At 47.8% G+C, this 18,889-nt stretch carries 15 protein-coding genes; 4 read left to right on the top strand and 11 right to left on the bottom strand.

What is annotated here, in order from left to right; translation table 11 throughout:
• Positions 1-75: 75 nt before the first annotated feature.
• From AC1RVX_RS29055 to AC1RVX_RS29025, 7 genes are all read right to left on the bottom strand, one after another.
• Complete coding sequence (locus AC1RVX_RS29055; RefSeq protein ID WP_422986409.1) at positions 76-249, bottom strand: hypothetical protein; 174 nt, start codon at positions 247-249, stop codon at positions 76-78.
• A gap of 3 nt (positions 250-252) precedes the next feature.
• Positions 253-1,461, bottom strand: a complete 1,209-nt coding sequence (locus AC1RVX_RS29050) for an RtcB family protein (protein ID WP_493220072.1) — start codon at positions 1,459-1,461, stop codon at positions 253-255.
• A 448-nt stretch (positions 1,462-1,909) separates the two neighbouring features.
• Positions 1,910-2,956, bottom strand: coding sequence for an RNA 3'-terminal phosphate cyclase (gene rtcA, locus AC1RVX_RS29045; protein ID WP_493220071.1), 1,047 nt, complete (start codon positions 2,954-2,956; stop codon positions 1,910-1,912).
• Positions 2,957-3,125: 169 nt separating this feature from the next.
• Positions 3,126-4,361, bottom strand: a complete 1,236-nt coding sequence (locus AC1RVX_RS29040; RefSeq protein ID WP_493220070.1) for an RtcB family protein — start codon at positions 4,359-4,361, stop codon at positions 3,126-3,128.
• A 555-nt stretch (positions 4,362-4,916) separates the two neighbouring features.
• Positions 4,917-5,255: a zinc-ribbon domain containing protein gene (locus AC1RVX_RS29035; protein WP_493220110.1), complete on the bottom strand. Its 339-nt coding sequence runs from the start codon at positions 5,253-5,255 to the stop codon at positions 4,917-4,919.
• Between the two features lie 161 nt (positions 5,256-5,416).
• Positions 5,417-5,815, bottom strand: a complete 399-nt coding sequence (locus AC1RVX_RS29030) for a hypothetical protein (protein WP_493220069.1) — start codon at positions 5,813-5,815, stop codon at positions 5,417-5,419.
• A 151-nt stretch (positions 5,816-5,966) separates the two neighbouring features.
• Positions 5,967-7,493 (bottom strand): vWA domain-containing protein, encoded by a 1,527-nt coding sequence (locus AC1RVX_RS29025; protein ID WP_493220068.1) that lies wholly within the window; start codon positions 7,491-7,493, stop codon positions 5,967-5,969.
• A gap of 646 nt (positions 7,494-8,139) precedes the next feature.
• On the opposite strand from AC1RVX_RS29025, the gene rtcR reads away from it, so the two are divergent.
• Positions 8,140-9,762, top strand: a complete 1,623-nt coding sequence (gene rtcR, locus AC1RVX_RS29020) for an RNA repair transcriptional activator RtcR (RefSeq protein WP_493220067.1) — start codon at positions 8,140-8,142, stop codon at positions 9,760-9,762.
• A gap of 129 nt (positions 9,763-9,891) precedes the next feature.
• Here the strand turns inward: rtcR and AC1RVX_RS29015 are convergent, their stop codons facing one another.
• Entirely contained in the window at positions 9,892-10,725 is an 834-nt protein-coding gene (locus tag AC1RVX_RS29015) for a GNAT family N-acetyltransferase (RefSeq protein WP_493220066.1), read from the bottom strand.
• 612 nt (positions 10,726-11,337) lie between these two features.
• On the opposite strand from AC1RVX_RS29015, the gene AC1RVX_RS29010 reads away from it, so the two are divergent.
• Positions 11,338-12,564: a Yip1 family protein gene (locus AC1RVX_RS29010; RefSeq protein WP_493220065.1), complete on the top strand. Its 1,227-nt coding sequence runs from the start codon at positions 11,338-11,340 to the stop codon at positions 12,562-12,564.
• A 359-nt stretch (positions 12,565-12,923) separates the two neighbouring features.
• Positions 12,924-15,329, top strand: coding sequence for a tetratricopeptide repeat protein (locus tag AC1RVX_RS29005; RefSeq protein ID WP_493220064.1), 2,406 nt, complete (start codon positions 12,924-12,926; stop codon positions 15,327-15,329).
• A 44-nt stretch (positions 15,330-15,373) separates the two neighbouring features.
• Here the strand turns inward: AC1RVX_RS29005 and AC1RVX_RS29000 are convergent, their stop codons facing one another.
• From AC1RVX_RS29000 to AC1RVX_RS28990, 3 genes are all read right to left on the bottom strand, one after another.
• A complete protein-coding gene (locus AC1RVX_RS29000; protein ID WP_493220063.1) occupies positions 15,374-15,829 on the bottom strand; it encodes a BON domain-containing protein in 456 nt (151 codons plus the stop codon).
• A 37-nt stretch (positions 15,830-15,866) separates the two neighbouring features.
• A complete protein-coding gene (locus AC1RVX_RS28995; protein ID WP_493220062.1) occupies positions 15,867-16,445 on the bottom strand; it encodes a sterol desaturase family protein in 579 nt (192 codons plus the stop codon).
• A 113-nt stretch (positions 16,446-16,558) separates the two neighbouring features.
• A complete protein-coding gene (locus tag AC1RVX_RS28990) occupies positions 16,559-17,143 on the bottom strand; it encodes a Crp/Fnr family transcriptional regulator (RefSeq protein WP_493220061.1) in 585 nt (194 codons plus the stop codon).
• Between the two features lie 657 nt (positions 17,144-17,800).
• On the opposite strand from AC1RVX_RS28990, the gene AC1RVX_RS28985 reads away from it, so the two are divergent.
• Entirely contained in the window at positions 17,801-18,838 is a 1,038-nt protein-coding gene (locus tag AC1RVX_RS28985; protein ID WP_493220060.1) for an OmpA family protein, read from the top strand.
• The last annotated feature ends 51 nt before the right edge of the window (positions 18,839-18,889 follow it).

The following is an 18,889-nucleotide window of genomic DNA, read 5'->3' as shown; positions in this document are numbered from 1 at the left end:
AAAGAAAAAGCCCCCTATCCTGTTCAGGCAGAGGGCTGATTCAATCAACTATAAAATCAGTGTATGGCAAACCAATCAGTCGCCATCCACATCCTTCGCGCGGCCACTCAATACCTTGTGCAGACTCTGCTTCGCTTTTCGACGTTCTGCACGTTCAACACGGTAGCTGCCATGGGCACCGGCCTGGCGTTGTTTTGCCAATACGGCTAGGGGGTTCCTGGGTTTGGGTAATTTAATACGGATTTTCATCTTCTACCCTTTCACACAAACGACCTGGCGTAACGTATGTACAACTTCGACCAGATCATACTGATGCGCCATCACCTGATCGATGTCTTTATACGCTGCCGGAATTTCATCCACCACGCCACCATCCTTACGACATTCTATACCAGCAGTTTGTTCTGCCAGATCGAAACGGTTGAATTTTCGCTTGGCTTCAGAACGGCTCATCCTGCGCCCTGCCCCGTGAGAACATGAACAGAAGGATTCAGGATTACCCTTGCCCCGGACAATATAACTGCGTGCGCCCATGCTGCCAGGAATAATGCCCATCTCACCTGCGCGGGCAGAAATGGCACCCTTGCGTGTGATAAACAGCTTCTCATTCGCATGGGTTTCCTGTGACACATAATTGTGATGGCAATTGATCGCCTCACCATCCAGCTTGAAGCTGATCACCTGCTGCGCCAACACATCCAGCGCACGACGCATCATTTCGCTGCGATTGACGAGAGCATAATCTTGCGCCCAGTCAACTGCTTCGACATAATCGTCAAACAGTTCAGAACCTTCGCTGAAGTAGGATAAATCCTTGTCCGGCAAATGTATCTGGTGTCTTAGCATATCCTTCTTTGCGGCAGAGATGAAATAGCGTCCTATGACATTTCCTATGCCGCGCGAACCGGAATGCAGCATGATCCAGACGCGTTGTTCTTCATCTATACAGATTTCGATGAAGTGATTGCCACCACCTAGCGTACCCAACTGACAGATCCAGGTTTGGGCAAACTTGTGTTGCATTTTCATGATGCCCTTGTGTCTGGCCACTATCCGGTCCAGTCTGTCGTTCAGGGGACGACCGACACGGGCATGGGCAGAACCACGTACCTTGTTCCATTCATGCTGTTCAAACCCTACAGGAATGGAAGCTTCCAGTGCACTGCGCAGTTTGGCCAGATTGTCAGGCAACTGGCTCGCGGTCAAAGTCGTGCGCACGGCATTCATGCCACAACCGATATCCACACCGACAGCAGCAGGAATAATTGCTGAGCGGGTTGGTATCACACTCCCCACCGTCGCCCCTATACCGGCATGCACGTCAGGCATAGCCGCCACATGGGGGTGAACGATGGGCAGGTTGGCGATATTGAGCAACTGCTGCAAGGCAGTGTGATCTATATCGTCCGTAAAAATATGCACTGGGACACGTCCCTTGTGCAGGCTCTTTGCTATAGGCATACATTTTCTTTCTATGATGCCGGTGTTTCTCTTTGCTATATCTAGCAATATTTTCTGACGCCGATATGGTTTTCTTTGGGATGAGCGAGGCCCGCCCCGTCATGGAATCATTCCATGACAGTGCTGCTTGTTCAAACCGCCATACAGGTCTGGAAAATGAAAAACCCCGACGAGTTTCCTCACCGGGGTTTTCGAAAAAAACGACCGGCTCGGGTAGGCTGTGCCTTAACCCCGAGCGTCGCGCACGGGGCTAAGAATCTTGATTGTTGTTAGCCGTATTCCGTGGCATGGTCGTTCCTTTCTTTGAATTGGGGTTGATGAAAAATCGAATTGTGAAACTGCTGCAACTCGAAGAACTTCTATTCTGCATGAAAAGAAATCGCTGTGTCAATACAATTAATTCAGATCATGTTTTTTGCATTTCATGTTTTTTGCATTTCATGTTTTTTCATGCCACCATCAAAGATGGCGAATGCATGCTGCACAAGAAAGCTCTTTCCTGAGCAGCGAATTCGGTGCTCATCGATAAAAACTTGCCGATTACCTCAGCGTTAGTCTTTGCATGTTCAGACACTGTGCTGGCCGTAAAACTACCGCCACCAGCCAAGGCAAACAACAACATGATCTGATCTGCCAAATGCTCACCTACGGCGGCACCGGACGCGACATATTCACGCAGTTCCTGCACTGCTCTTTTGGCGACATGTTCTGCCTTGACAGCTTTTTCACCAAAGCCACAAAACACCTCGGTGACATGCTGATGTTCAAGCGTAATCAGCAGCACATTGCCTGGTCCCTGATCATTGCTCAAGCCACGTATCAGCAACTGATCTTGCGACCAGCCCATGTCACTGCCTACACATTGCAATTCACGCTTGGCTACATCTGCTGGTACGCCAGCAATAAAACTTTCTGCGTACCCTTTGAGCCTTTCACCACGCTCCAGAATATCCAGTTTTTTTAACTGTACACAAGGCGAGATTCTGGCGATGATTTCACCACCACCTGCAGGAAAAAAACCATAACGTTTCAATTCAAAACTGACTTCAGCGCCCATCTGTTCCAGTACACGGCCATACGCCTTTTGCAAGAACTGTGCGGGGGGTGCCATGTCGTTATGGGTACCGCCTGTGATACGGATAGTGCTTGGTGCATCGGCATACAGCAAGGCCGGCACCAGGGTCTGCAACACCAGAGTACAGCTACCGGCACTGCCTATGGCAAACTGATATTCACCGCCACGGATGGTGGATGGAATAAATTCCAGCATTGTCGAACCCAGTTGCGCACCCGTCACCAGGGCACCACTGACGGCAACTGCAGCCTGCACGGCCACCAGATGCTGACGCAACAGGCCAGGCTTGGCACGTCCGGCACGGATATTTACGATACGGAAAGGTTGACCGGTAATCATGGACAGGCTGAGAGAAGTGCGCAAAATCTGACCACCACCTTCACCCAAAGAGCCATCCAGCTCTATCATTTTCTTATTCATTTTTTTCAATTCAAATCAAGTTCAAGACCTCTCAACACAGAGGCACAGAGACACAGAGAAAAGCAGAGAAGGGCTAGGTCATTTTGTATTTCCGTAAGCAGTTCCTAGGCATAGATTCTCTCTTGAATTTCTCTGTGTCTCTGTGTTGAGAGGTCTTGACCTTACAAAATCACCCCTTAACGCACACAACCTGCTTCAAGGTATGTACTACTTCTACCAATGCGCTTTGGGCCAACATTACGGCGTCGATGTCTTTATATGCCATAGGGATTTCATCAATCACATCGGCATCTTTACGGCACTCCACACCTTCGGTTGCGGCGATCTGATCGGCAACGGTATATAGTTTTTTGGCTGCGGTACGGCTCATGGTACGACCTGCACCGTGGCTGCAGCTGTTAAAACTTTCTTCATTCCCTTTACCACGCACGATGAAGCTTTTTGCTCCCATGGAACCAGGGATAATCCCCAATTCACCGGCACGGGCAGATACTGCGCCCTTACGGGTTACCAGCACATCTTTACCAAAGTGATGCTCTTTCTGCACATAGTTATGGTGACAGTTCACCGCCTCCACGTGGGTTTCAAACGGTTTGCTGATCACGGTACGTACGGCAGCAATCAAATTCTGCATCATTACTTCACGATTCAAGCGGGCAAATTTTTGCGCCCACCCTACGGCTTCGATGTAATCATTGTAATGCTGGGTACCTTCCGGCAAATAAGCCAGATCCTGATCAGGCAAATTAATGAAATGGGTACGCATATCTTGCTTGGCCATTTCAATGAAATGGCTACCAATCGCATTACCTACACCACGTGAGCCGGAATGCAGCATAAACCATACGGCATTGCCCTCATCCAGGCATACTTCAACAAAGTGGTTACCGCTACCCAAGGTTCCCAAATGACGGTAGTTATTGGTGTTTTTCAAACGCGGAGTTTTCAAGCAGATTTCATCAAAACCCTCTTTCAACTGTGCCCAGGCAGCATCCACGGCACTTGGTGGGCTTTCCCATGCACCTTTATCACGGCCTTTGAAGCTACGGGTCTTGGGCGACATACCATGTGGTATAGCTTTTTCTATCGCAGTACGCAAAGGGCCCAGGTTATCTGGCAAATCATTGGCATGCAAAGTGGTTTTCGCAGCCATCATCCCGCAACCGATATCCACACCGACAGCAGCAGGGATCACGGCACCCAGGGTAGGAATCACGCTACCGATGGTGGAACCTTTACCCAAATGTACATCCGGCATCACGGCGATATGTTTATAGATGAAAGGCATACGTGCAGTATTCGCCAATTGTTTTTTGGCTTCATCCTCAACCGGAACCCCTTTGGTCCACATTTTGATAGGACGACCGCCTTCGTATTGCACTACATCGTAATCTTCGTGTTTCATATTTTCTCTTTTTATTTTCAATTTTTTGGTGGCGACAAGGGATGATGAAACGTCTGTGGTTGCCCACAAGCGCTCTACCACTGAGCTACACGACATCAATGACACCGTGATGGGAATCGAACCCACGACCTCTTCGTCCTTAGCGATGTAGTTTCATCAGCATTCGCCTAAACTTTATTACTTCTAATGTTATTAATTTCAGCCTTTACATCCTGGCTGAAGAACCCGCACCTTTCTATTGCGTGGCGACAAGGAACGATGAAACATAAAAGCGCTGCTCTATCCACTGAGCTATACGATACCAAAGATACCGCAACGGGAATTGAACCCGTGACCAGCGCCATCTGGATGTAATTTCACCTGCATTCGCCAAAACTTTTACTCACAACACGATACTGCATCACTTCCAATTACTTGCGGCGACAAGGAGTCGTGAAACGGCACGGCCAGGAGACCCTTGTAAGAGTCAGTACCCAGGCTACACCAGACCATTCATGCATCTGTTCACCACCTTAGGACCGTTGAATGTTCACCAGCATTCGCCTGAAAACTTCACTATTTGTGCTTTTCTGCCAGACCACTCAAATGAGTTTCCCTGGCTGATTTCTTTCTTTGCTGCTCTTTCTTCCTGCAAGGATGGCATCGAACGGCTATGCTATTGATGTTGCCCCGCATAATCTCGTACCACCACTTTTGTTGCTTGGCCGTCCATATCTGCGCACATCCGCAATCCCTGCATTTGAAGGCATAATCCACATAAAACGATGGTAGTAAACCATAAGTATTATTGTGCCTCAGCACATCCTTGTCCGCTAACACTGCTCCAGGCGGTGCTGGCAAAGTATGGATATCAAAACTTTCTTTCACAGGTATGCGGGCACGCCGCCTTTCCATGATCTCTGCTCGTCTTTGTTTAACGCTTTTCATTACGTCAATACTTTTAAATAAAACCCCGACAAGTGTTACCAGAATTTACTTGTTCACCTACACAGCAAACAAGATTGGAATCGAACCAATTTTTACCAATGTAATCCTGATCGCATTCGGGTAAAACCTCATTGAACAAGTGTAAGACAAGAGTTTGAAGCGACCGCTTCATTTTCGCAAAATGTAGTCGCATCTGCATTCTTACACTGTTCAAAACCTTTGCTACTAAAAATCTCTTTGAACCACCAAGTGACAAAATTTAATGTGATCATTGCAAATGTAGTCACATGAGCATTCACATGGCATTCAAAAAAACTACAGCAACGATATTTATTGAATGCGGCATAACAAGAATAGAAAGTGATGTTACGTTTCAATGTAATCACGTCAGCATTCATGCCGTATTCAAAACCTGTACTGCGACATTTGATTACGGTATTGATAAATACTATACGACAAGGTTTGCCTGCGATTGATTTAGGTGTAATCGCCTGCGCATTCGTAAAGCATTTAAAACTCAAACCCATGTTCAAATGGTCTTTGAAGCACGGCATGACAAAAATCAAAAGTGATTTTACAGTTTTGAGATGTAATCACGTTTGCATTCATGCCGTGTTCAAAAACTTTTACTACCTGGACTGGTAAGGCACTTACAGCATTTGCCCTGCCAGCGGCTCTCTAAATATCAATTGCTTTTACTTCACCTACCCAGTGCTCTGCACTCAACTGACCCGCAGCGAATGAGGCGATGATCTTGAAGACTGCATCAGAAAAACCACCGACGTTCAATACATCATCTCTCTCAGCTGCCTGGCTTGTGCCATATGGCGCAATGTCTATACAAACCAGTTTCGCTTGTGGATTACGTTTTTTAAACGCATTCCATTCAACCATGGTTGCCGTTGAACGGCTACGACCTGCATCCATCCATGATTCATTGTCTGACACAAAAATCACCAGATCAGCCTTGGCGTTGTCCTTGTTCAACTTCACCAGTGGCGCACTGCAATTAGTTCCGCCACCACCTATCGCTGCCAGTTTTTGTGCATTCGTCATCACACTGTCACGCGGATTCAAATCACATTTCACGACCTGGTTTTCAAACGGCAACACCAGCGTGGATGGATTCTTGCGTAACATCGCCGCAGCAACCAGGGCTGCCACGTCTATACAACGGACAGCCGTTGTTGCAGAACCACGATGACCGCTGACTGGTGATGACATGGAACCAGACACGTCAGCACACACCACGACTTTTCCAAAAATTTCTGGCACATTGCTCAGGGCGATTTCCATCGCATCCTGCAAGGCATTCTTGATTGGCAACGGTACACCTTCATTGGCTGCCTTGTATGCTGCCATCAACTGGTAAGGAAACACCTTTGCTTTGGCAATTGCCTCGGCATTACGCAATTTGTCTGCAATCAAGTCAACCATGCCTGGCAATTCATACACACCATGACGACCAAAGGTGTTCAGGTTCATACGCAACATCTGCCAGCCAGCCTGACGGGCGATTTGTGCCCAGTCTTCTGTTGTCAGATCCATCGCTGTCAGCATCTGGAAAGGCACATCCGGCAAAGCCAGGCTGCGGTCTTTCTTGTAGGCTTCAAACGCTGCCACCACTGGAGACAAAGCTTCAGCCTTATATGGCTTGCCGATCAACCAGGCAAAGAAAGCTTCACGCCAGGCTTCGACTGGTTTTGGATGCACCATCTTCACCACATCGGCCAAAGAAGGTGTCGTACCTACGGCTGCCGCCAGCAATTCTTTTTCGCTTGCGGTGTTCAACCAGGTTTGTACCAGTTTCTTTGGACGTGAACCCAAAGACTTGCGACCGATAGCACCAGAACGCAAGATCTGCACAAAGTTACGCAACATCTTGCCGTTGTTCATCACCCTTTTAAAGGTGCGTGGCAATTCAACCGCATTGCGCATGGTCAGCGCTGCGACCAGCAAAGCCGGCATATCTTTCATGTAGCCACGTTCACGGCAGTAGATAGCGGTCTGTGCGACAAACAGCGGTGACACTTCTTTTGTCAAATCCAGCACGGTTGCCAACTGCGCTTCTGCGCTTGCATAGTAAGTCGCGTTCAGGCAACCCGTTGCTGCGTATTGCGCCAGTTTGTGTTCAGGTGTGAACTTGTAAGCAGGTGCACCTGAAAAATTTCCTGTATCCGTCGCTGGAAAAAATGTGTTTGCCAAGGATGTTTTTAAAGTTTGGAACAATTGAGTATTAACCATTTTCATTTCCCTTTTTTTTTCAGGACTTGCACAAAACTGCCCCAGCTGCGTTGCAGCTCCTAGCCGTACTTTCGTACTGTCTTCGTCGCAGCGGTGTAGTTGGGGTTTCAGACAACACGTTGTCTGCCAACTTAACGAGCCGCCCCTGCAAGGGCGGCTTACCAAAAGCGTTAGCCTTGCTGGGACAATTTTGTGTAAGCCCTGTAACTATCTCCCGGTGGACACGACGGGATTCGAACCCGCAAAACGTGGCAACCAGAGCATTACTTCCGGCCGCTGTGATGATTGGAAACGCGCGCCAGTTGACACCCTTACGGGGAGCGGCAACCTGCATCTGCAACCTTGCTCATCACAACACTTAGACCACATCTGGTTTTATCCAGCCCACCCAGTCATCATCGTTTTCGGTGGTGGCACTCCCTTCATGCCTGCATGCCCTTCCACCAATGTATTGCAATGGCCGTGCCAGCTTCGAAAAATCACTACCAAATTTATTTAAGTTTTTGATTCATATGAGTATTTTTATTAACGACCAAGTTTTGTAAATTTTTCCTTCCAATTCAAAATAAACTATAATTATCTTTATAGATAAATATTTATCCAAAATATGAAACCCAAAAGCAAGGTAGTTATAGGATTTATCGGTACCCAACTGGACAATGGCAAAGGCAGTGGCCGCTGGGAAAAGTGGCGGCCTACAGTGGCGCTGACGCAGCGCGACGATATGGTCATCGATCGCATAGAGTTGCTGCACAGCGGTCAGCATGATGGATTGATAGAGCAATTAAGAAGCGATATCGCCGCCACCTCGCCGACCACGGCATTGCGCACACATCAGTTGGCAATTCAAGATCCCTGGGATTTTGAAGAGGTGTATGCCGGCCTGTTTGACTTTGCCAGGTCATACCGCTTCGATACCGATACTGAGGAATACTGGATACACATCACCACTGGCACGCATGTGGCGCAAATCTGCCTGTTTCTGATGACAGAGGCTAACTACCTGCCTGGCAAGTTATTGCAAACCTCGCCACCGCGTCGGCAGATCAAGGGGAATACTGGCGAAATTGCCCTGATTGACCTGGACCTGTCACGCTATAACCAGATCGCCCAGCGTTTTACCCGCGAAAAGGAAGATGGCGTAGCCTTTTTAAAGTCTGGCATCGCCACCCGCAATGCACGCTTCAATAGCATGATTGATGAGATTGAGCGCGTCGCCATCAAATCCCGCGCACCTATCTTGCTGATGGGCCCAACTGGTGCTGGCAAGTCATTTCTGGCGAAGCGGGTATTTGAATTGAAGAAAGCCAGGCACAAACTGGAAGGAAAATTTGTTGAAGTCAATTGCGCCACCCTGCGCGGTGATGGCGCTGGCTCTACCTTGTTTGGCCATATCAAGGGTGCGTTTACCGGTGCCATGTCAGACAGGCCTGGCTTGCTACGAGCGGCCAACAAGGGCCTGTTATTTCTGGATGAGATCGGTGAACTGGGTCTGGATGAACAGGCCATGCTGCTAAAGGCCGTGGAAGAGAAACGCTTTTTGCCGGTTGGTGGTGACCATGAAGTGCAAAGTGATTTCCAACTGGTGGCCGGTACCAACCGCGACTTGGGCAAGGAAGTCGCAGCCGGTCGCTTTCGCGAAGACCTGTTTGCCCGTATCAACTTATGGACCTATGAATTGCCAGGTTTGAGTGAACGCGCAGAGGACATAGCACCAAACATGGATTATCAGTTGGCACAGTTCAGTAGCGAATACGGACAAATGGTGCGCTTCAATAAAGAAGCCCGGGATCGCTACATGGCCTTTGCCACATCTGCGCAAGCCGTATGGACAGGCAACTTCCGCGACTTGTCGGCATCCGTCACTCGCATGGCAACCCTGGCAGATGCGGGTCGTATCAATGATGACATCGTCGAGGATGAAATCAAACGCCTGCAACGCTTATGGTCGCATGCCGGTGATAAGGGCAATGTAGCTTCAGAGACTGACCTTCACACCTATCTGGACACACAGCAAATCGCCGGACTGGATTTATTCGATGTCTTGCAGCTCAAGGCAGTGCTCGGTATCTGCCTGCATAGTAAATCGCTGTCAGAGGCAGGCAGAAAATTATTTGCCGCCTCACGCAGCAATAAAGCGAATCCAAATGATGCTGACAGGCTGAAAAAGTATTTGAACAAATTTGATTTAAGCTGGGCAGCGCTACATCCAGTAACCGACAAATCATAAAAGCAATTGTTCTTTTATCGGCGCTCACGCAATTGCCATAACAAGGTATAGCGACGAAGACAGTACGAATAGTACGCGGCTCCCAGGAGAGGAGCTGCAACGCAGCTGGGGCAGTTTGCGTAAGTCCTACTAATTATGGCGCTCAATGATGATGTATTCATTGTCAGTAGTGCAGAAAAAACTGAAGCCCCTGCGTTTCAGCATTTTCATCATCTTGGAATCTGGCTTGCAGGCGGCAAACAAGCGGCGATTTTTGAAATGCATACAGAAAAAATCCGTCATGGCTGACCCTATGCCCAAGCCCAAGTAGTCATCCCTCACCACCATTGCATGCAATTCGCGTTCTGCCCCATTCATACTGTCCAAACCATACAACATGAAAAACCCGGCAACACGCCCGTTGATGATGGATACCCAAAATTCAACTGACACTTTTTGCTTCCCACCTATCCAGACATCCCGTATCGTTTTTCCCTCGACAATGCCTTGCCTGAATGCCTGGGCCAGATTTTTTTGCAGCACTGTGTTTGACAGTTCCTCTGATAAGCCCCCACTTCTGGCACCGCAGACAGCGACCTGAACGATCTCGTCCGCGTCCTCTGGCAGGGCACGTCTGATGCTGGCTTTGATACGCTTTTGCCGACGCAGATGGGTTTCCAGGAAATCAGCATATCTCGATTGACGCTGACTTATTTTTTGAATGATGATGACCAGTGTGGCGATGGATGCGAACAGCACAAAACTCTGTGCAATGTCAAAGGCCATCAACCCAAAACTACCTACAGGAAAGGTTTGACTGAAAACCTGCACTCTGGCCAGACTACATAACACCACGAAGAAAATTGTCCATCGGCGCGACAGCAGGCTGGCGCTCGTCGCTACCGGGAAAATATAGAACGGTGCAAAGAAAGTCAGCTGCCCTGTATATTCATCCAGCCAATAAATCAGGCTGACGACTAACAACAGACACAGTATCACCCATCGTTTATCTAGTGTGATAACTCTGTTTTTTACAACCGTAAGGAAAAGCTGAGGTGACATGACGCTTTAAAAAAGGGAAATTTGTCGCAAGAATGCGTACATACGAATTACGTACGACTAGCACTGCAGACGACGGAAAATATGCCATATTTCCTTAAATAAAGACGTTTCAATTTGTTACCGCCAAAACAAGAGAACTGGCCAATATACTATCTTGTGCCTCGCTTGCTTATCGAACTGCCAGATGCGAAAAAAAAACCTGTCTCTTTTGCGTCTGACAAACAAAACCAGCATGCGATTTCATCCCTTCCTGGGACAGATTGACTTCCGGGAATCATACACAGCAAGTCCCCCCGTTAAAAATATCAGTTCTTGATCAATTTCTATTGTTATTTTAATATTTATGGCGGCTTATAACTTGTATTTCACATCTAAATCATGATAACTGCCACAATCTTCCCACGTTTAATGGCTAACTTGCAAAAAACTGTAATAAAATTTGCCAGTTAGTCAAAAGCTAAGTAGCATCCGTTTCGTTTTATTGTTTTCCACTACAAGTACCAGCGCAGCAACCTACTTATCGAAGGAAAATCCATGAACCTGATTGAACGTGCGAAAAACATTACACTGACTCCGCAAACAGAATGGCCAGTCATTGCGGAAGAAAGCACCAGTACGGCAAATCTTTACCAAAACTATATTGCCCCACTGTCTGCCATACCTGCAGTGGCCAGTTTCATCGGTATGACTTTCATAGGCATGAGTCTTCCCTTTGTCGGTACGATACGCACTCCTATCGTGGCTGGTATCACAACACTGATATTGGGTTTTGTACTGGGTTTGGTCGCTACCTATCTGATCTCCCTCATCATCAATGCATTGGCCCCGAATTTCGGTGGTGAAAAAAATCCCATGCAAGCACTGAAGGTGACTGCCTATGCATTTACACCAGCATGGCTGGCGGGCATACTCAACATCATTCCCTCATTAGGGATGATAGGCTTGATAGCCGCGTTCTACAGCTTTTACGTCTTATACCTGGGGCTGCCTGTATTGATGAAAGCGCCCAAGGAAAAAGCCGCTGCCTATACAGCCGTTTCTGTTGTTTGTTCCATCATACTCATGGTGGTGATATCTACCGTAGTTAGTTCCATAGGGGGAGCCTCATTTTTTGGTTCAGGTGCTTTGCATTCCGTATCCAAATCCAGCGAAGCCAACGGCGCGCTGGGCGAACTGGCGAAAATGGGCCAGCAAATGGAAGAAGCCAATAAAAAAATGGAGGCTGCAAAAAAATCTGGCGACCAACAAGCTGAAATGAAAGCCGCTACCGAAGTGCTGGGTACTGTCATGGGTGCTGGCACCCAAGCTGAAGTGGTGGACAAGGACAAACTGAAAGCCTTGCTCCCTGATGCTATCGCTGGTTTGAAACGCAGCAGCATCGAGGGCGAAAAATCTGCCATGGGCGAATTCAAAATTTCCAAAGCAGACGCACGCTATACCGACGATAGTAACCGCCAGATTCAGGTTACCGTTACCGATACCGGCGGCAGCAAGATGTTCGGTGCCATGTTTGCCTGGGGGATGATGGAACAAGACAAGGAAACCGATGGTGGTTACGAAAAAATGGGTAAGGTTAACGGTCGACCTACCCATGAAAGATTTCAAAAAGACGGCTCATCCGGCGAATACAGCTTGTTGGTAGCAGGCCGCTTTCTTGTCGAAACCCGGGGCCAGAATGTCGATATGGCTACAATCAAGACTGCATCTGCCGCAGTCGGTTACGACAAGCTGGAAGCGATGAAGAACGACGGTGCGAAATAATCCTTGATTGCGCCCATGGCGACACCTGCAGGTGTCGCCCTCAACAAAGAAAAAACCTCCTGACGTTCCGGAGAATCAGAATATCCCCCCAATTCTCCCACGTCGCAAATGCTGTGCTTATCTCACCATAAGAAACGCATCCCCGAATTTGCTAACGTAATCCCGTATGGGTTCGTTTTCAGCATCAAATACTCCATACAGACCTTCCAAAGAACGAAATAACATCTGCGCAGGTTATACTGCTCGTCGACAAGGCCCGGAGTTCCGAACAGGAGTTTGCCAGGCCCCGGATACAAAATACCATAATCGAATCACCCAGACGTGATCCCACATTAATCTTGCATATATTGACAAAGACGATGCTGAACAAGATCAAACAACTTTTTTCCGGCAAAAAGACAATTCCTGATTCAGCACCGTTACCGGCACAGGTACCTGCCAGCCCGTCTTCAGCAAGGCAAGGAACAGACGCGTCGGAACACAAAAAGCAAGGTGATCTTTATCTTGCAGAGGGAAACCTTGCTGCCGCCGAAGCCAGCTACCGTCACGCAATTACCCTTGATCCAGGTATGGCCAAGGCACACAGTAATCTCGGCTTTGCGATTAAAGAACAGGGCCGCATAGATGAAGCAGAACCACACCTGCAAACGGCGCTGAGCCTTGACCCAGGCATCTCAGATGCCCATTATTTTCTGGGCGGGCTATATCAGGCACAGGGGAAAGTGGAGCTTGCAAAAATCAGCTACGAAAAGGTGATTGAACTGGCACCGGACTTCGAACTTGTTTACCGGGAATTATGTCTCTTGCTTTTCCAGACAGGTCAGATAGAAGAAGCAAGGCAGGTCATCGTCAAGGCACTTGCCGTCAATCCACAGTCTCTTGAACTACATTATTATCTGGGCAACATTGATTACGAAAGCAATCAATTTGCGTCGGCAGCAGAAAATTTTAAAAACGCGCTGCGCATTCAGCCAGACAATGCCGATATTCTGAGCAATCTTGGTCACGCCTTGTTCAAGATGAATGATCTGGAGCAGGCGGTTGTGACACTCAGGAAAGCCGTCACGCTCAATCCCAATTTACCCCAAGCTTATCTTTGCCTGGGTAATGCGTTGCACAGCCAGGGTATGTTTACCGAAGCAGCAGACAGCTATGAACACTTGATTTCAATGCATCCCCAGAATATCGAGGCATATGAAAGTCTGGCCTTGAACTATATCGCCCAAGGCTGGCCTGAAAAAGCCATTGACACCTGGCGAAAAATATTGGTACTGAATCCTGGCCTGGCGCACATACACAATAATATTGGTACTGCCTTACTGGAAACCGGAAAACCTGATGCCTCATTGCTGAGCTGCCTTGAAGCGATAAGGATTCAACCAGATTTTTCCGACGCCCTTTATAACCTCGGCAACGTCCAACATAAACTGGGGCAATACGAAGAAGCCATTCGCAGTTATCGTAAAGCGCTGGCTCTCGATCCTCACTCAACGGACACGTTGAACAATTTGGCCATCGTATTGAAAGATATTGGAAAACCGGAAGAAGCCATTGCTTGCTGCCGCCAGGCACTCGCAATCAATCCAGAATTGCCAGCAACCTACAATACGCTTGGCAGCACCCTGCACGCACTTGGCCAACTTGACGAAGCAATAGTCAACTGCCGACGTGCGCTGGCACTCAAACCAGATATGCCAGAGGCCTACAATAACCTCGGCATGGCATTGAATGACAGCGAACAGTTGGACGAAGCGCAAGAGTGTTATTTACAGGCTCTAAAGTTTGATCCTGGTATGACCAATGCCACATTTAATCTCGGACTATTGTTATTGGCCAAGGGGCATTATAAAGATGCCTGGCCTTATCACGAATATCGCTATGATAATCGCACCAGACAATCCAACACGATGATGCCGGATGTCCCGTTTCCTCAATGGAAGGGCGAGCCCCTGTCCGGGAAATCACTGATAATCTGGCCGGAACAAGGTTTTGGTGATTACATCCAGTTTATCCGTTACGTCACATTGCTAAAACAAAGCGGCGTCGCCAAAATCAGCGTCTTCTGCAAGCTGCCACTCAAGGCATTATTGGAAACCGCAGATGGTATTGACAGTATTTTGACTGATGGTGACACCTTGCCAGCGCATGATTACTGGTGTTTTGCACTCAGTCTGCCCTTCCATTTTGATACCACGCTGGAGACCATCCCTTCCACCGTCCCCTACCTGAAGGTTTTGCCCGACAGGACGGCAAAGTGGCGTAGTCGCCTACCAGATGCTGGTTTCAAGCTTGGTCTGGTATGGAAAGGAAGTGAAGGTCATAAAAATGACAGCAATCGCTCACTGCCAGGTCTGACAACACTGGCGCCGCTATGGAAGCTGTCCCAAATCAGCTTTATCAGCCTCCAAAAAGGTCAGGGTGAGGCAGAAGCACTACAGCCAGCGGCCAATCAGCCTATCCTGCCACTGGGTACGGATATAGCAGATTTTGCCGATACAGCAGCCATTGTCAATGAATTGGATCTGGTCATTTGCGTCGATACAGCTGTTGCCCATATCGCTGGTGCGCTTGGCAAGCCGTGCTGGGTATTACTGCCAAGAATTGGCAGTGACTGGCGCTGGATGCGCCATCGTGAAGATACACCATGGTATCCCAATACCATGCGACTGTTCCGGCAAACTGAACATGGCGACTGGGATAGCGTTGTCAGTCGTATTCAAATTCAGCTGGAAGATCTGCTCGCAAGAAAAACTACGATATCTTAAAGTAATCAGGTTTTCGCTCATCAGGACAAGCTCTGCAACTCACTTCATATTGTGCGTATTTCGGAGCTTATTTTTAGCTGATTACATAGACCGCGCACACCAAGCAAACCAGCAACCCCATGCACCAATGCGTTGCGCTGGAATTCCCATTCCAGCTCACCCGTTAAAGTCACATCTCCATTTTCAACAACAAAGCTGATCTTGTGCTGGTTCAGATAATCTGTGGTCTGGATCAATTGTTCGAGTGCCTGACCAATATCTTTGTCAGTCCTTGCATCACAAAATGGCAGATGTACTTCTACTACAGTATTCAATGCGACCACATCAAAAACACGCATGATCGCTGCTTCTGCGTATCGCTTCTCGGAAAAACTAGTGACCTTGCCGCTAAGACTTACCACGCCATCGATCACTTCAACGTTGAAGTCCTTTGCAGTGAGGCTCGTTTCCCAAGCCAGTTCGGATAAGATATTCAGTTGTATTTCATTATTCGGTCTCATACTCCGCTCTCCGGGTTACATTCAATGAAAAGCTGCACTACTTCCTGCTCTGATTAATCTTCGTGCAATCATTGATATTGCTGCGAAAAACATAGTCCCAAAAACTGGTGGTAACACCAAAGAAAACGGGATGTGCATCCAGATGATGGTGGCGCGCATGCTGTATTTTTCTTTGCTTCAGCCACGAAAAATTTGCTTGCCAATGATGTGTCGCATGATGAGTAATGGTATAAAACAGATAGCCCGTAGTCAGCCCCAGTGTCAAGGCACTTGCCTGCAACACGTTACCCAATAACACTGCGGGGAAAAAGACAAAAAAAACAATCAAAGTAATACTTAAAATGGTAGGTGTACCTATCAGGGCGGTTGGACGCGCATGATGAGTTTGATGCCAGCGCCTGAAAGGCTGCAAACCATGCAGTATAAAACGATGCAAGAGATATTCAATCAACGAAGCGGCGATCAACCCGACGCCAAGCAATGCCAGCATCTGCCAGGGATGTATAAAAGGCGCAGACCATCCCAGAAAAAGCATCAGACCAGATACTGCTACACCGTATAAAATAAAATCAGTCAGGTAAGCTGCCTTGCTATGTTCCAAAGAGAAAAACGCCATACTTATACCATCCGCTTCAGAAATTGATTCATGTCTGGCAGGATAGTCTCATTAGAAAATATGGTCAGTACGCTGGCGTACATAAACTGCGTGTAAGGAAAACGAGTTCACTGTCAACGCCCGGAATGTGCAAAAGATTTGGATGCAGTGTGTCCGATAATACGTTGAAAACACGAGCAAGATGCCGATAGCAAACCAGCTGCATCAAGCACACATACCTTGCCCCTGCTGTATGAAATCAGTTCAAGCTTTTGCAAGACGCTGGCGGCCTTGGTTACGCCTACACGTCGCACGCCCAATGCTAACGCCAGATACTCGTGGGTAATGAAAAAATGATCTGACTGTAGCCGTTCACGCATGGTCAACAAAGACCTGGCTAAGCGTGCTTCCAGCAAATGAAAATGACTGCAAACTGCTATCTGACTAGCTTCGGCATATAGCATTTCAGCATAAGAAAAGCACATTTCCTGTATTGCACAACTTTGTGTTCGAATCCGGTTAAAATCCACCGCACTAATACATTCAGCACAACCGGATTGTTGCACGATCACACGCAAGCTGGATTGCTGCTGGCTTATCTGCCCCGAGTACCCGATCATGCCTTCACGTCCCAATAAAGCAATTTCCAGTACATGGTGCTCTTTGACCTCCGCCATGAGAGACAACAGGCAATCAGTAGGGAAATATACTATGTCCATTTTTTCTCCATGCTGATACAACACACGGCCAAGTGCTAATGGCTGTGTGCACATTTTTTCTGCAAGTTGTTGTTGCTCCGCCAAAGGCAAGCGGGCTAGCAAGCGATTTTTAACAGCCATCACCACGGTTCTTCCGTTCAGTTTCTATAAACCTGCATAACATAAGAAAATGTTTCCTCTGCCACAGGATCAATATGCTTAGATCTCATTTCATAACAAGGCCTGAATACACATCATTCTCTCTGTTGCGAAATACGTTTCACATCTGAAATTAAAACGTGCTTCAAGTGAAAGTAAACGCTGTCAGCGAAAATGTATGTACGCTGCACCACGCAAAAACAAGTTTAATTTATTGCATGGAAAATCCGCTGTAGATGCATCAGTGTCAGCGGAATTCAATTTCACGTCAGATGTGGATTCTGACTGTCCCACTTCAACAACAGTGCATTTTTACGTGTGCTGGCGCACTGATGAGCAATTAGCTTTCACCTACTCTTACCCGCAGTTTAAAGAGTATTTATGTCAGCAAGCTGAGCATTTTATTTCTTCCGTTTGCAATACCTCTAATCTCGTATAGATCAATCACTTCCTGTATTCCGTTTACGTTCCGTCCGGATATTTACCCGCTTTTCTTTTCCTACCTTAGAAAGAATAACAATGAACCACTTACGTATCTTACCTCTCGCCATCGCCAGCATTTTCTGTACGAGCAGCGCCATCGCGGCAGACTATAATCCATCCTGGTACATCGGTGGCAGTCTCCACGCTGCTGAAACTGATGAAACCTTTGGCGCCGGCAATCGCGGTTACGGTGCCAGTCTGCGCGTAGGAAAACCACTTGATGAAATGTGGGATATACAATTGGGTGCCAGCTATACCCGTGCCAGCGATGGTGACAGACGTTATCAGCAAAATACATTGGGTGCCGATTTACTATATCTGTTCTCTCGCAATACCGTGCGCCCTTATCTCGTTATGGGTGTGGCAGCAGAACGTGACAGGACAAATAATCGCTTCAGGCAAGCAGATAGCACCTCTCCTTCGGTCAGCGCCGGGCTTGGTGTTCAACTGGCATTAAATGACCAGTGGACTGCATTGGCTGAATGGCGCAAGGTTCACGGCTATCTGCGCGGTAATGATTTTGGTTTCAGTCAGGCCAGCAACTCACAATTATCCGTCGGCTTGAACTATAGTTTTGACAAGCCCGCAGCACCGGCCCGTGTGGCATCCTATACAGCGCCAGCACCGTACGAACCTGCCCCTGTGGTGGTACAGGCTCCTGCGGCAGCACAGGTACCACCACCAGCGCCACGCTATGAAAAAATTACCCTGTCTGCGACCGAATTATTCGCTTTCAACAGTGCGCAATTAAGTACGCCGCAACCAAAACTGGATAATATTGCTACCGCGCTCAACAGTAATATGCAGATCAATCAGATTGTCATCACCGGTTATGCCGACCGCATAGGATCAAATCAATACAATCAGAAACTGTCAGAAAGACGTGCCGTTTCAGTCAAGGATTATTTGCTCGGTAAAGGTGTCGCGAGCGAACGCATGAGTGCTAACGGTAAGGGTGAAAGCAATCCAGTGGTCGAATGCAGCAACAAGAAAAGAGCTGATTTGATTATCTGCCTGGAACCTAATCGTCGGGTTGAAATTGAACAATTTTCATTTGATCAGCGTACCAGGTAAGACTGTCCGGCCATCTGGCACAGCGTCATGCAGTAACGAGAGGAGCTCAGG

It is taken from the genome of Undibacterium sp. GW821-FHT11B02 (assembly GCF_058808955.1).
This window is presented reverse-complemented; position numbering and strand designations above follow the sequence as displayed.

Excerpts from the sequence above, each read along its gene's own strand:
- AC1RVX_RS29035 (WP_493220110.1), bottom strand. The coding sequence starts at position 5,255 with ATGGAAAGGCGGCGTGCCCGCATACCTGTGAAAGAAAGTTTTGATATC.
- rtcA (WP_493220071.1), bottom strand. The coding sequence starts at position 2,956 with ATGAATAAGAAAATGATAGAGCTGGATGGCTCTTTGGGTGAAGGTGGT.
- AC1RVX_RS29005 (WP_493220064.1), top strand. The coding sequence starts at position 12,924 with ATGCTGAACAAGATCAAACAACTTTTTTCCGGCAAAAAGACAATTCCT.
- rtcR (WP_493220067.1), top strand. The coding sequence starts at position 8,140 with ATGAAACCCAAAAGCAAGGTAGTTATAGGATTTATCGGTACCCAACTG.
- AC1RVX_RS29030 (WP_493220069.1), bottom strand. The coding sequence starts at position 5,815 with ATGGGTTTGAGTTTTAAATGCTTTACGAATGCGCAGGCGATTACACCT.
- AC1RVX_RS29055 (WP_422986409.1), bottom strand. The coding sequence starts at position 249 with ATGAAAATCCGTATTAAATTACCCAAACCCAGGAACCCCCTAGCCGTA.
- AC1RVX_RS29040 (WP_493220070.1), bottom strand. The coding sequence starts at position 4,361 with ATGAAACACGAAGATTACGATGTAGTGCAATACGAAGGCGGTCGTCCT.
- AC1RVX_RS29050 (WP_493220072.1), bottom strand. The coding sequence starts at position 1,461 with ATGCCTATAGCAAAGAGCCTGCACAAGGGACGTGTCCCAGTGCATATT.
- AC1RVX_RS29000 (WP_493220063.1), bottom strand. The coding sequence starts at position 15,829 with ATGAGACCGAATAATGAAATACAACTGAATATCTTATCCGAACTGGCT.
- AC1RVX_RS28990 (WP_493220061.1), bottom strand. The coding sequence starts at position 17,143 with ATGGACATAGTATATTTCCCTACTGATTGCCTGTTGTCTCTCATGGCG.
- AC1RVX_RS28995 (WP_493220062.1), bottom strand. The coding sequence starts at position 16,445 with ATGGCGTTTTTCTCTTTGGAACATAGCAAGGCAGCTTACCTGACTGAT.
- AC1RVX_RS28985 (WP_493220060.1), top strand. The coding sequence starts at position 17,801 with ATGAACCACTTACGTATCTTACCTCTCGCCATCGCCAGCATTTTCTGT.
- AC1RVX_RS29010 (WP_493220065.1), top strand. The coding sequence starts at position 11,338 with ATGAACCTGATTGAACGTGCGAAAAACATTACACTGACTCCGCAAACA.